The sequence below is a fragment of the Clostridium sp. C8 genome (genome assembly GCF_001010885.1).
GTDB classification, from domain to species: domain Bacteria; phylum Bacillota; class Clostridia; order Clostridiales; family Clostridiaceae; genus Clostridium; species Clostridium sartagoforme.
In genome coordinates this window covers 1-13,427 of the sequence record NZ_LBMX01000035.1, presented here as the reverse complement: position 1 = coordinate 13,427, position 13,427 = coordinate 1, and the positions used below count along the sequence as shown (strand labels likewise).

Here is a 13,427-nt window from a genome sequence, read left to right as displayed (position 1 = left end):
GGGGGTTTTTCAACAAACTGTTAAAATAACTAATAGTAACCTATTAGTTATTTTTTGTTCTCCAAATTTATAAATTGATTTTATAAATCTTTAGTTTTTATGTTATTATATATATGTGTTTCGATAAACACTATACAAATTTAAATCTATTTCTATTAAAGTTTATATAATAGTAAATTATATTCTTAGGAGGATAAAATGAAATTACTTTTTTTCGATACTGAAACCACTAGTATAAAACCTGGAAATATATGTCAATTAAGTTATATAATAATAGACGCTTCCTGTAAGCCGCAAAAAACAATAGGAAAAAACTTCTTCTTTACAGTTGATAGTATGGATGAAGGTGCGCAAGCAGTTCATGGATTTTCACTTGAAAAATTATATGATCTTTCAGAAGGGAAAGAATTTTTAGATTTTGTCCATGAATTTATGCCTGACTTTTTTGATGCTGATTTTATAATAGGTCATAATGTCCAATTTGATATAAAATTCTTAAAACATGAATTACAGCAGCTTTGGGAAGCTGGTCTTATAGATACAACATGGGAACCTAAGAATACTTTCTGTACTATGTCATATTACAAAGCTATTTGTAATTTACCAAGTCCAGCTGGAAATATAAAAAATCCTAAGCTGTCAGAAGTTATAGATTTTCTTCAAATAACAGAAGAACAAATTGAAAGTAAAGCAAATGAATTATTTGAAGGTAGTGGAAATTATCATGATGCTAGATTCGACACAGCTGCTACTTATTTAACAGTTATTAAAGGCATGAAGAAGGGACTAATACCTGCAGGATACTTTTCTAAATTACTTAATAAATAAATTTCATTCAGTGCACAGTTAACAAGGCACAGTTCATAGTTTATTATGAACTGTGCCTTGTTAATTGTGCACTAAAAAATTGTTTCGTAAAATTTAATATTCTCCAAAGTATTTATCCTTAAGACTTTTACAAATATCTTTATTCATTGCTGGAACTCCATCTAGCCTATATTGTATTCCCATAGTTTCATACTTGTTTACACCTAGTAAGTGATATGGTAATAATTCCACCTTTTCAACATTTTCTAAATTATTAATAAATGTCTTAAGGCCCTCCATATACTCTTCACTATCTGTCTTACCTGGAATAACTACTTGTCTTATCCAAAGTTTAGTACCAGCTTTTTTGCAAGCTTCTAAGAATCTATTTGTTTCTTCTATTTTGAATCCAGTAATCTCTTCATATCCTTTTTCTGATAGATGCTTAACATCATACAAAACTAAATCTGTATATTTTAGTATTTCATCATAATCACCAAATCCAACGCCTGATGTATCTAGACATGTATGTATTCCTTCTGATTTACATTCCTTAAGTACTTCTAACAAAAATTCTGGCTGTCTTAATGGATCCCCTCCAGAAAATGTTACTCCTCCACCTGAAGTTGTAAAATAACTTTTAAATCTCTTAATTCTTTTAACTAATTCTTCAGCAGTATATTCAGTCCCACCTTTATCGCTCCAAGTATCTGGATTATGACAATAAAGACATCTTAATTTACATCCTTGAAAAAATACAACTACTCTTATACCTGGTCCATCAACAAGACCCATACTTTCAATTGAATGAATTCTACCATTTACCATACTTATCTTCTCCTCTATCTAGGAAATTAACTTTAAATTTACCTTGTCTTATTAATTATAATTTGTCTATACTGAAAAGTCTATTATTGCAAATTTCTATTTTTATTTAACTACTTGTAATTTACTTATTAGCTTAATATGTTATATTCTTTAATTATATATACCTATTTCCTTTAATAACCTTTCACTTACCTCTTCACCAGCTAGCTTTTTAACAATCTCTGTGCATAGTTCTATTATCCCAATCATATTTGATGCAAACATTAATTTACCATTATCAACAAAAGCTTTTTTTATTTGAATTGTCCCCTCTATTCTCCATTCTGATTTTGGTACTGTAATTCCTTCTAAATCATTAAATTCATTAAGAAAATATATTCCGTTAGAAAATGTTATTATATAATCGCAATTACTATAAATAAATTTTAAATAATTCATTAAAACACTATCTTTAGCCGCTGATTTTACGTCTTTTCCTCCTGGTATTATAATAATATTAGGTTTATATATATTATTATTAATTATATCTTTAACAGATACATTTATATTTTCTGTTTCTATTTGTGATTTATTGGATATGGGATGAACTTCGAAGTAATCTTCCTTTAGAATTTCATTAGCTTTACTAAATATATTAAAAGGAATTGAATATTCCATTATATTAATATTATCATAAGTTAATATATTTATAATTTTTTTATTATTTATCTTACATTTAAAAAAGTTCTTTTTAGTTATTTTATAAGTAAATTGATTTCTAAAATTACTTATCTCTTCAAAACCTATTTTTTTCAATAGTTCTCTGGATTCTTTTGTACTTACAGTATCTATTATTGCCTCTCCACCAAATTCAAAAAAATAATATTCCAAAAGTAGCTTTAATGCTTCTTCTCCATATCCTTTGCGTCTATGCATATGATGTATTTTTATATTTATTCTAGCTACCTTAGTCGCAGAATTATATCCATGGAAACTAACTTCTCCAATTGCCTTTTCATCTAAAGAATATATAAGACAATAAAAATTCTTCCCATCTGTTGGTTGTACCATTTTTCTATAAAACATATCCCATTTTTCTTTTGGAAAAGAATATGTCTTACCTATCTCCCCCATATTTTCTTTATTACTCCACAAAGATTCTACAAAAGATAGCTCAGTAAATTTAGGTTGCCTTATATAAACCTTTTTACCATTTCTCCTATATAAATTTAATTTATTATTCATTTCATCACCTATAACAAGAAATTTATAAATATTTCTTTATTCTTCCAGATAATATATAGTTTAATATCTCATAAAATTCAGCTTTTATCAAGAAATATAACTAGTATTTAATTTTAACTTAATGTTTTTAAATATATTGTAATTATTTCACTTTTATTATTTTACTTAGTATTTCTAAACTTTCATGACTGTTTTCTTAAACTTAATTATATAAATAATCATATAGTATATATATAATGAGGCTTTGGCAAAAAACTTTTTTTATATATTATTTGAAAAAATATTGATTTTTATAATATTAATATTTATAATATTTATTGTTTGTTTAGTAATCTTAAACTTTTAGTTTAGTATTATAAAATTTATATGATGGAAGGTGTAATTGTGGAAATAGGAGAAAAAATTCGTAGACTTCGTATTGAAAAACAATTGACTCAAGAAGAACTTGCCAATAGATGTGAACTTTCTAAAGGATTTATATCACAAGTTGAAAATGACTTGACTTCTCCATCAATAGCAACATTAATTGACATACTAGAAATTCTCGGTACAAATCTCACAGAATTTTTTAGTGATGCTAGTGAAGAGAAAGTTACTTATACATATGAAGATATGTTTGAAACTGAAAATAATGATTTAAAATATAAGCTAATGTGGCTTATACCTAATGCACAAAAAAATGAAATGGAACCAATAATGATAACTCTTGAACCTGATGGAAGATATATAGAAGAAGAACCTCATGAAGGTGAAGAATTTGGTTTTGTTTTATCTGGAACTATAATTTTACATCTAGGAAAAAAGAAATTTAAAGTAAAAAAAGGTGAAAGCTTTTATTTTAGACCTAGATCTAATCACTATATTTCAAATGGTGGAAAAACACAAGCTAAAGTTATTTGGATAAGTACTCCACCATCATTTTAAATCTATAGAAAGAGGTGTTTATTTTGAAACAAAACATAATTGAAATGAAAGGTATTTCTAAATCCTTTGATGGTAATTGCGTTTTAGATAATCTTTCATTAAATATTAAAAAGAATGAATTTTTAACATTACTTGGTCCTAGTGGATGTGGTAAAACAACAACATTAAAAATAATTGCTGGATTTGAAGTTGCTGATAGAGGTGAAATTCTATTTAATGGAAATGATATCTCATCTTTACCTCCATACAAAAGACAGGTAAATACTGTATTCCAAAAATATGCTTTATTCCCTCATATGAATGTATATGAAAATATTGCATTTGGATTAAAAATTAAAAAAACTCCTAAAAATGAAATAGATTTAAAAGTTAAAGAAATGCTTAAATTAGTTTCTTTAGAAGGATTTGAAAAAAGAAGCGTAGAATCCCTAAGTGGTGGACAACAGCAAAGAGTTGCTATTGCTAGAGCTTTAATTAATGAACCAGAAGTTCTTCTTTTAGACGAACCTCTTGGAGCTCTTGATTTAAAACTTAGAAAAGAAATGCAAATTGAACTTAAAAGAATGCAACAAAGACTTGGAATTACTTTCATCTTTGTAACTCATGATCAAGAAGAAGCATTGACAATGTCTGATACTATTATAGTTATGAATAAAGGTAAAATTCAACAAATGGGATCTCCAGAAGATATATACAATGAACCTGCTAATGCATTTGTTGCTAACTTTATAGGTGCAAGTAATATTTTAGATGGAACTATGTTAGATGATTTTAAAGTAGAGTTCTGCAATAATACTTTTGTTTGTGTTGATAAAGGGTTTAAACAAAATGAATTAATTGATGTAGTTATAAGACCTGAGGATATTAAAATTGTAGCTGCTGACAAGGGAATGTTAAAAGGTACAGTAAAATCAATAATTTTTAAAGGTGTTCATTACGAAATAGAAGTTGAAGAAGGAAATAATAAATGGATAATTCATAATACTAAATTTGCAGAAGTAAATTCTGTTATAGGATTAGATATTTACCCAGAAGATATTCATATTATGAGAAAGGTTTCAAATAATGAGTAAGGCAAAAAATATTAATAAAAACTTTGCTGCATCTCCTTTCATAGTTTGGAGTTCTTTATTTATTATAATTCCTTTAATAATAGTTTTATTCTTCGGCTTTACTATATTAACACCTGAAGGAGATTATAAATTTTCATTAGAAAATTTCACAAGACTACTTCAATCTCAATATATAAAGGTTTTTACTAGAAGTTTATGGCTTGCGTTTTTATCAACATTATGGTGCTTAATTCTAGGATATCCTGTTGCATATATAATTTCTAAAATGAAACCTTCAAAAGGTAATATTTTAATTATGCTTTTTATAGTACCAATGTGGATGAACTTTTTGCTTAGAACTTATGCTTGGTTACCTATCTTAGGTAAAAATGGCTTTGTAAATAATATTCTTGGTTACTTAGGTTTTGGCCCTTTTACTTTCTTATATAATGATGGAGCTGTAATACTTGGTATGATTTATAACTTTTTACCATTTATGGTGCTTCCAATATATACTGTGTTAACAAAAATGGATAAAGATTTATTAAATGCAGCTGCCGATTTAGGCGCAAATAGGGGTGAGATATTTAGGAAAATAGTTTTACCTTTAAGCATGCCTGGTGTTATTTCAGGAATTACTATGGTATTTATGCCGGCTGTTTCTACATTTGTAATTTCAAGATTGCTTGGTGGTGGACAATATATGCTCTTAGGTAATTTAATTGAACAACAATTTACTATGATGGGTGATTGGAATTTTGGTTCATCTATTTCTATATTTATGATGATAATAATATTAGTATCTATGGCTATAATGAGTAAGTTTGATAATTCTGATGCTAAAGAAGGAGGAGGAAATCAGTTATGGTAAAGAAACTTGAAAACTTTATTAAGAAATCTTATTTATTACTTATATTTATATTTTTATACACTCCAATATTAGCATTAATTATTTTCTCCTTTAATGATTCAAAAACCATGGGAAAATGGTCTGGCTTTACATTAAGATGGTATGCTGACCTATTCCAAAATGAAAGAATTCTTCAAGCTTTATTCTTTACTGTTGTTATTGCAATAATTTCTTCCGTTATAGCTACTATAATTGGTACTTTAGCAGCTATTGGAATAAATAAAATGAAGGGACCTAAAAAAGCTCTTTTATTAAATATTAATTATTTACCTGTATTAAATCCAGACATAGTTACTGGTATTGCCTTAATGAGCTTATTTATATTTATAAGACCTCTTACAAAATTAGATTTTGGCTTTACTACTATGCTTCTTGCTCACATTACATTTAATATTCCTTATGTAATTTTAGCTGTTTTACCTAAACTTAGACAGTTACCTGAAAATATAGAAGATGCTGCATTGGACCTGGGTGCTACTCCAGCTTACACATTAAGGAAAATAATATTGCCTCAAATTAAACCTGGAATATTTGCTGGTATGTTAATGGCTTTTACAATGTCTATTGATGATTTTGTAATTAGTTTCTTCACTGCTGGACCTGGAGTTACAAACCTTTCTATAGAAATCTTTGCTATGGCAAGAAGAGGGATTAAGCCTGAAATTAATGCTCTTTCAACTTTGATGTTTGTAACAGTTTTAACTCTTCTATTAATTGCTAATAGAAAAGAATTTTTATCAAGAGGTGATAAAATTGAAAAAGCTTAAGAAATCTATTGCTATCTTATCATCATTATTTTTAATATCATCATTTTTTGTAGGATGCTCTAAAAACAATGATGATTCAAGTGGTACAAGAACCCTTAATGTATTTAATTATGGAGATTATATAAATGAAGATTTAATCACAAAATTTGAAGAGGAAACAGGTATTAATATAATTTATGATACTTATGAATCAAATGAAATTATGTATCAAAAAGTAAAAAATAGTCCTGGAACTTATGACTTAATTTTCCCTTCAGATTATATGGTCGAAAAAATGCTAAGTGAAGATATGTTGGAAAAAATTGACTTTACTAATATACCTAATTATCAAAATATTGGAGATGATTTTAAAAATCTTCAATACGATCCTAATAATGAATACTCAGTTCCATACATGTGGGGAACAATAGGAATAATATATGATGCTGATAAAGTAAAAGAGGTTGTAGACAGCTGGGATATATTATGGGATTCAAAATATAAAAATGAAATATTTATGTTTGATTCCATAAGAGATACTCTTGCTATTTCTTTAGTTAAACTTGGATACTCTTTAAACTCAGTTAATAAAAATGAATTGGAAGAAGCTACTCAAGAATTAATAAAGCAAAAGCCTTTAGTTCAATCTTATGTTATGGATGAAGTTAAAGATAAAATGATAAACGGTGAAGCTACCTTTGCTACTGTTTACTCTGGTGATGCAATATTTATTCAGGATGAAGCTCCAGATTTAAATCTTCAATATGTTGTTCCTAAAGAAGGCTCAAATAAATGGTTTGATGTTATGGTTATCCCAAAGGGAGCAAAGCATAAAAGTGAAGCGGAAGAATTTATAAACTTCTTATCCGATGCCGAAAATGCTAAAGAAAATGTAGAATATATAGGTTATGCAACTCCTAATTCAGCTGCTTATGAATTATTAGATGAAGAAACTAAAGAAGATGAAACTGTTTATCCTGCTGATGAGGTCCTTGATAAATGTGAAATATTTAAAGATTTAGGTAACAAAATAAAACTATATGATGATGCTTGGTTAAAAGTAAAAATTAATTAAGGAGTTACGTTATGTAACCCCTTTTTAATTATAAGTTTAAATTTCCAAACCACAATTTTATTTCTCTTTCTGCACTTTTAGGACTATCTGATGCATGAACACAGTTTTCTCTATTATTTGCAGCATATAACTTTCTTATCGTACCTTCTTCAGCCACTTCTGGATTTGTACTTCCATTAATTTCTCTAATTTTCTCTATTGCATTTTCTCCTTCTAAAATCAATGCACATAAAGGTCCTTTAGTTATAAATGCTATTAATGGATCAAAAAAACTTTTCCCAATATGTTCTTCATAATGCTTACATGCAAAATCCTTAGATATCGTTTCCATTCTTAATGCAATTACTTTTAGTCCATTTTCTTCATACTTATCGATTATTTTTCCTATTATATTTTTTTCCACTGCATCTGGTTTTATTAATACTAGTGACTTTTCCATATAATATTCCCCCTTGTCTTAAATTCTCATAATTATTATATCATCTTTGTTCATAAACTAATAATATTATCTTCATAACAATATTATATTTATGTTATAATTTTTATAATAATCTAATATAAGAGGTGAATTTATGATTAGATACTATGTTCTTGTTGAAGGTAGAGTTCAAGGGGTTGGCTTTAGATACTTTTGCCAGATGAATGCAGCTAACTTGAAGCTAACTGGATGGGTTCGTAATATGGATAATGGAATGGTTGAAATGGAAGTTCAAGGTGATGAAAAAATAATTATTAAATTTATTAATACAATAAACAAAGGTAACTTTTTCATAAGAATAGACTCCCTTTCAAAAAAACAAATTGATTTAGTTTTTAATGAATCTAAGTTCAAGATTAAATAACCGTTATCTAAAAGTGAATAATTACATCAATAATTATTCATATTTAATTATCAATTCTTAAGTGGCTGTCTTTAATACAGCCACTATTATCTTTGTACCTTCGTATCATATAACATTAAATTATTTTCTTGAATAACTCTTATTAATTTATCTCCATAAATTAAATTTCCTTCCTCATCTTTAGCCGTACTATAACCTGCATTTTCTAAAGCTTGTGCTTGCTCCTTATAGCCTTTAGCTTGAAATAATCCATTTGCAGAATATCTTTCATTTTCATAAAGAAATTTTCCGTGATCTTTTATAGAAGATTTTATATCACCATAAGATCTAAATGCTCCAACAATAACATCATCATAATTCTCTTTAGTTTCAAGATCAATACTATCCCCACTCCATCTTTCATCTGCTTTTATCCCAAAAAGATTATTATATTTAGATGATAAAGTAGACTCACCCCATCCAGATTCTAAAATAGCTTGAGCAATCGTTATAGAAGGTAATATTCCATAACTTTTATAATTATCATAAGCAACCTCAGAAACCTTATCTATAAATTGAAGCTTAGAATTGTCCATTATTAATTCTCTGTGTATATAATTATTTTTCAATCCTTCAAGGTATTCATTAGCTTTTTCTTCTTGTTCACTACTTAAATTTAATGCTTTAATTGCAGCTTTAAATTTCTTTAATTCTACAACATTTCCAGAAGCATCTTTGTTGTAAAATGAATTTACTATATTATTTATATTCTCACCATTAATTTCAAAGTTACCATCAGCTATAGCACCATTTACTGCTGCTATTTCTTGCCAATTTAATTGAATCCCCCCAGCACTTAAGTCATCACTTATATTTATGTATTTAATTATTTCTTCATTTGAAAGTATTGTTTCTTTACTTGATTTATTAAGATATTCTGCAGTTATAAAAACTATTGTAACCATTAATGTAATAATAAAAGTCACACTTAAAATAATTTTTTTCATAATGTTTTTGCTGTAACTTTCCTTATAATCACCTATTCCTTTATATGTTCCCTTGTACTCCAAAACGCTACCTCCAAATATTCTTCTTTATAAATATATACATATATTATAAATAATATTTTATTTATATAAAGTTTATTATGAAAATTTAATTAATATTTAAGAAAATTTATTATATAAAAAAGGTGGAGTTTTTCCACCTTAAACTGTCATTTTTTCTTCAATTCCATCCGTATCCACTTCTTTTATATCATCAAAAAACTTCTGTGTTTCAGAAATAACAACATGCCTTAATCCTATTAATCCAATTAGATTTGGAAATGCCATAAGTCCATTAACTATATCTGCTATAATAAAAATCATCTCCAATGGTAAAAAAGACCCTACTGCAACTAAAGCTATAAAAATAATTTTATAAGGTTTTATTCCCTTTACGCCGAATAAATATTCAATACATCTTTCCCCATAATAATTCCATCCTAATATAGTTGTAAACGCAAAGAATATCAAACCTATATTAACTATATATTTTCCTAATAAAGCTATTGGCAATCCCTTTTCAAAGGCTGCTGTAGTTAAATTTGCACCTTCTAGATTTCCAGTAAAGCTTCCTGTAACAACAATAACTAATCCAGTCATTGTACAAATTATAATAGTATCAATAAATGTTCCTGTCATAGAAATTAATCCTTGTCTTACAGGAGATTTTGTTTTTGCTGCTGCTGCTGCTATAGGTGCACTACCAAGTCCTGCTTCGTTTGAAAATACTCCCCTTCCAATTCCTCTTTGCATGGCAATTGAAATAGTTATTCCTACTGCACCTCCTAAAGCTGCTTTAGGATTAAATGCACTTCTTATTATTAAACTAATAGCTGAAGGTATTTTGGTAAAATTAAATATTAGTACCAAAATAACTCCCACTATATATAGTATAGCCATAAAAGGAACAATTTTTTCTGATACACTTGAAATTCTTTTTATTCCTCCTAGAGTAACTAAGGCCACTAATATAGTAACTACTACTGCTGTAACTATTAATGGAATATTGAATCCTATTTTTGCTGCATCAGCAATAGACTTTACTTGCCCAAATGTTCCTATTCCAAGTAGAGCAACACCTACTCCAAATATGGCAAATAATTTTGCTAACCAATTTAATCCTAGCCCATTTTTTATATAATACATTGGTCCACCAGCCATTTGTCCATTCTCATCTACTTCTCTATATTTTATTGCAAGTACTCCTTCAGCATATTTAGTAGCCATGCCAAAAAAAGCTGCTATCCACATCCAAAACAATGCTCCTGGTCCTCCAGCCTTAATTGCAGTAGCAACTCCAACTATATTTCCTGTTCCTATAGTTGCTGATAAAGCCGTACATAAAGCTCCATAACTAGTAACATCACCTTTTGCATCATCATCAGTATCTTCCTCTTTTGAAAATATGTATTTTAGTGCTAAAGGTAGTTTAAATATTTGTAGTAGTTTTAATTTCCAGGTTAAATATATTCCTGTCCCTACTAATAATACTAATAGTGGTGGCCCCCATATTATAGCATCGATAGTACTTAAAATTGATTGAATTTGATTTAACATAAAAAAATCCCCCTTAAATTTAAATTTACGGAGGAGAATAGATAGGTAAATAAGATCTATTAAATAATAAAAATTTATAGACCTATCTTATCCCCTGTCCTTTTACCTGAGAGTTTCAATAATTTAAACTTTAAATTATCTTGCTCCTTCGGTGCTCATCTCTGAGTCTCTCCAGAGGTTCGTCCAATAGCGGTCCTAATACCTGAAAGATTTACTTCTTCGGTGGATTTATTTAAAAATCTCTCTCCCACTACCTTCAACCGAACATTATTAAATTATATTACGATTATATATGCTTTCCTTAAAAATTTCAACCTCTTTTTATATTAATTATAAAAAATACTCTCAATATTTTTTATTTTTATAATTATTAACATTTAACATATTAATAATTTTTTATCTTTTATAATCAACACGTTTTGATAAATTATCATTTTTTGAATCATTTATTGCAGTAATTATATTTTTTGCAAGAATTCATTGAATTTTTACAATGGAGATATATACTATTAATAGAATTAATAGTACATTTGAAAAGGAGTATCCATAATGGACATAGAATTAACAAAGGACTACTTATCAAATCTTTATGGTAAAATAAGCCCTTTCGAATTTAAAGATAAATTAATTGAATTAGCTAACCTTAATAAGGGAAAATTTAATGGAAATATTTTAGACGCTGGTAGAGGTAATCCTAATTGGACTTCTTCAACCCCTAGACAAGCCTTTTTTACACTTGGCCATTTTGCTGTTTTAGAATGCCAAAGAAATTTATGCGTAAATGACTTAGCTGGTATGGTTAGTAAAAATGGAATTTATGAAAGGTTTTTAGATTATTATACTAAGAACACTAATTTACCTGGAATTAGTTTATTAAAAGAAATACTAAATTATTGCATTAAAGAGTTTAGTTTTAATCCAGATGATTTTTTATTTGAAATTACTGATGGAATTATTGGTGATAACTATCCGTTTCCAGATAAAATGCTTATTCATATAGAGAAAATAGTTAATAAATACTTATTAAAAGAATTATGTGGTGACACTAAATTTAATAATAAATTTGATGTTTTTGCCGTTGAAGGTGGAACTGCTGCAATGTGTTATATTTTTGACTCTCTAACATCAAACAAGCTATTAAATAAAGGGGATAAAATTGCTTTAATGACACCTATTTTTACGCCTTATCTAGAAATTCCTCACTTACCTAACTATAATTTTGAGGTAATAAGGATTCATGCAAATGATTTAGATGAAAATAATAATCCAACTTGGCAATATCCAATTGAGGAACTAGAAAAACTTAAGGATACTAATATAAAAGCATTATTCATTGTTAATCCAAACAATCCCGCTTCAATAGCATTAAGTGATAAATGTAAGAATAATTTAGTTAATGTAGTTAAAAACTATAATCCAAATTTAATGATAATAACTGATGATGTTTACTGTACATTCATAGAAAAATTTAAATCTATAGTTGCTCATTTACCATACAATACCTTAGGTGTGTATTCCTTATCGAAATATTTTGGAGTTACTGGTTGGAGACTTGGTGCAATATTTTTAAATGAAAACAATGTATTTAATGATCTTTTAACTAATCTTTCATCTAAAGATAAAATAGAATTAAATAAAAGATATAAACACATGTCATCTGATCCTAGTAATATAAAATTCATAGATAGATTAGTTGCTGATAGTAGACAAGTTGCTCTTAACCATACTGCTGGTTTATCAACGCCTCAGCAAGTTCAAATGGCTTTATTTTGTGCCTTTACTCTAGTTGATTATAATAATAATTATAAAAATCTTACTATTGAAATATGTAAAAGACGTAAAGCTTTATTATTTGAAGGCATGGAATTAAATCTTATAGATAATCCTAATGATTCTTCATATTATACTGAACTAAATATAATTGATTGGGCAAAAAGTAAATTCAATGAAGACTTTTCTAATTACATAGCATCACACTATACCCCATTTGATATATTATATGATTTAGCTAAAAATTACTCTATAATCTTATTAAATGGAGATGGATTTGCTTCTTCTGAATGGTCATTAAGAATTTCACTTGCCAATCTTAATGATAATTTCTACTATATCATTGGTAAAGTTTTAAGAAAAATTCTTTCTGACTTGCTTAAAGAGTGGCAAGAAAATAAATGGTCAAAAGAAAAAGCAGAAAATTTATAAAACTATTTAAAACTTTCATATATAAAATAAAGATCGAGTTTATACTCGATCTTTTCTAGTTCGTAATAGTTTTAAAATGCGAAGCATTTTTCAGTTCACAGCGCACAGTTCACAGTTTACAGTTTTTGGAATAAAGTAACAGGGAACAGGTTATGATATAAATTGCAAAGCAATTTATAAATGAAAGAATGAAAAAATTAAAACAACTGTGCACTGTGCCTTGTGAACTGTGAAC

At 27.6% G+C, this 13,427-nt stretch carries 13 protein-coding genes and 1 riboswitch; of the genes, 8 read left to right on the top strand and 5 right to left on the bottom strand.

Going from position 1 to position 13,427, the window contains the following annotated elements; all coding sequences use genetic code 11:
* Positions 1-198: 198 nt before the first annotated feature.
* Entirely contained in the window at positions 199-828 is a 630-nt protein-coding gene (locus AAT22_RS04825) for a 3'-5' exonuclease (RefSeq protein ID WP_047000435.1), read from the top strand.
* A 93-nt stretch (positions 829-921) separates the two neighbouring features.
* On the opposite strand, the gene pflA is transcribed toward AAT22_RS04825, so the two are convergent.
* Together pflA and AAT22_RS04815 are read right to left on the bottom strand one after the other, a co-directional pair.
* The gene (gene pflA / locus AAT22_RS04820; RefSeq protein ID WP_016207120.1) at positions 922-1,635 is read right to left on the bottom strand and encodes a pyruvate formate-lyase-activating protein; all 714 of its coding nucleotides are present in this window, start codon (positions 1,633-1,635) and stop codon (positions 922-924) included.
* Between the two features lie 150 nt (positions 1,636-1,785).
* Entirely contained in the window at positions 1,786-2,859 is a 1,074-nt protein-coding gene (locus tag AAT22_RS04815; RefSeq protein WP_047000434.1) for a GNAT family N-acetyltransferase, read from the bottom strand.
* A gap of 384 nt (positions 2,860-3,243) precedes the next feature.
* Between AAT22_RS04815 and AAT22_RS04810 the strand changes: the two genes are divergently transcribed.
* Genes AAT22_RS04810 through AAT22_RS04790 form a run of 5 tightly spaced genes read left to right on the top strand, consistent with a single transcriptional unit; the run spans position 3,244 to position 7,566 of the window.
* Positions 3,244-3,783, top strand: a complete 540-nt coding sequence (locus tag AAT22_RS04810) for an XRE family transcriptional regulator (RefSeq protein ID WP_047000433.1) — start codon at positions 3,244-3,246, stop codon at positions 3,781-3,783.
* Between the two features lie 20 nt (positions 3,784-3,803).
* A complete protein-coding gene (gene potA / locus AAT22_RS04805) occupies positions 3,804-4,856 on the top strand; it encodes a spermidine/putrescine ABC transporter ATP-binding protein (RefSeq protein ID WP_347456853.1) in 1,053 nt (350 codons plus the stop codon).
* Positions 4,849-5,706 carry an ABC transporter permease gene (locus tag AAT22_RS04800; protein WP_016207123.1) on the top strand — a complete coding sequence of 286 codons (858 nt, stop codon included), beginning with the start codon at positions 4,849-4,851 and terminating at the stop codon, positions 5,704-5,706. Before potA ends, AAT22_RS04800 begins: the two co-directional genes overlap by 8 nt.
* Positions 5,700-6,512, top strand: a complete 813-nt coding sequence (locus tag AAT22_RS04795; RefSeq protein WP_016207124.1) for an ABC transporter permease — start codon at positions 5,700-5,702, stop codon at positions 6,510-6,512. The genes AAT22_RS04800 and AAT22_RS04795 overlap by 7 nt, the downstream gene beginning before the upstream one ends.
* 34 nt (positions 6,513-6,546) lie before the next feature.
* The gene (locus AAT22_RS04790) at positions 6,547-7,566 is read left to right on the top strand and encodes a spermidine/putrescine ABC transporter substrate-binding protein (protein WP_341349944.1); all 1,020 of its coding nucleotides are present in this window, start codon (positions 6,547-6,549) and stop codon (positions 7,564-7,566) included.
* A gap of 28 nt (positions 7,567-7,594) precedes the next feature.
* On the opposite strand, the gene ndk is transcribed toward AAT22_RS04790, so the two are convergent.
* Positions 7,595-8,005 (bottom strand): nucleoside-diphosphate kinase, encoded by a 411-nt coding sequence (gene ndk / locus AAT22_RS04785; protein WP_016207126.1) that lies wholly within the window; start codon positions 8,003-8,005, stop codon positions 7,595-7,597.
* Positions 8,006-8,138: 133 nt separating this feature from the next.
* Here ndk and AAT22_RS04780 point away from each other — a divergent pair, with 133 nt between their 5' ends.
* Positions 8,139-8,408: an acylphosphatase gene (locus AAT22_RS04780; protein WP_047000431.1), complete on the top strand. Its 270-nt coding sequence runs from the start codon at positions 8,139-8,141 to the stop codon at positions 8,406-8,408.
* Positions 8,409-8,494: 86 nt separating this feature from the next.
* Here AAT22_RS04780 and AAT22_RS04775 read toward each other — a convergent pair whose 3' ends face one another.
* Together AAT22_RS04775 and AAT22_RS04770 are read right to left on the bottom strand one after the other, a co-directional pair.
* A complete protein-coding gene (locus AAT22_RS04775; protein ID WP_016207128.1) occupies positions 8,495-9,457 on the bottom strand; it encodes a glucosaminidase domain-containing protein in 963 nt (320 codons plus the stop codon).
* A 138-nt stretch (positions 9,458-9,595) separates the two neighbouring features.
* Positions 9,596-10,990, bottom strand: coding sequence for a sodium:alanine symporter family protein (locus tag AAT22_RS04770; RefSeq protein WP_047000430.1), 1,395 nt, complete (start codon positions 10,988-10,990; stop codon positions 9,596-9,598).
* A gap of 84 nt (positions 10,991-11,074) precedes the next feature.
* Positions 11,075-11,175: riboswitch (glycine riboswitch) on the bottom strand.
* 364 nt (positions 11,176-11,539) lie between these two features.
* Here AAT22_RS04770 and aspD point away from each other — a divergent pair.
* The gene (gene aspD / locus AAT22_RS04765; protein ID WP_047000429.1) at positions 11,540-13,192 is read left to right on the top strand and encodes an aspartate 4-decarboxylase; all 1,653 of its coding nucleotides are present in this window, start codon (positions 11,540-11,542) and stop codon (positions 13,190-13,192) included.
* The last annotated feature ends 235 nt before the right edge of the window (positions 13,193-13,427 follow it).

Bases quoted from the DNA above. Each gene is read 5' to 3' on its own strand.
- pflA (WP_016207120.1), bottom strand. From the start codon at position 1,635: ATGGTAAATGGTAGAATTCATTCAATTGAAAGTATGGGTCTTGTTGAT.
- AAT22_RS04815 (WP_047000434.1), bottom strand. From the start codon at position 2,859: ATGAATAATAAATTAAATTTATATAGGAGAAATGGTAAAAAGGTTTAT.
- AAT22_RS04825 (WP_047000435.1), top strand. From the start codon at position 199: ATGAAATTACTTTTTTTCGATACTGAAACCACTAGTATAAAACCTGGA.
- ndk (WP_016207126.1), bottom strand. From the start codon at position 8,005: ATGGAAAAGTCACTAGTATTAATAAAACCAGATGCAGTGGAAAAAAAT.
- AAT22_RS04780 (WP_047000431.1), top strand. From the start codon at position 8,139: ATGATTAGATACTATGTTCTTGTTGAAGGTAGAGTTCAAGGGGTTGGC.
- AAT22_RS04795 (WP_016207124.1), top strand. From the start codon at position 5,700: ATGGTAAAGAAACTTGAAAACTTTATTAAGAAATCTTATTTATTACTT.
- AAT22_RS04770 (WP_047000430.1), bottom strand. From the start codon at position 10,990: ATGTTAAATCAAATTCAATCAATTTTAAGTACTATCGATGCTATAATA.
- aspD (WP_047000429.1), top strand. From the start codon at position 11,540: ATGGACATAGAATTAACAAAGGACTACTTATCAAATCTTTATGGTAAA.
- AAT22_RS04800 (WP_016207123.1), top strand. From the start codon at position 4,849: ATGAGTAAGGCAAAAAATATTAATAAAAACTTTGCTGCATCTCCTTTC.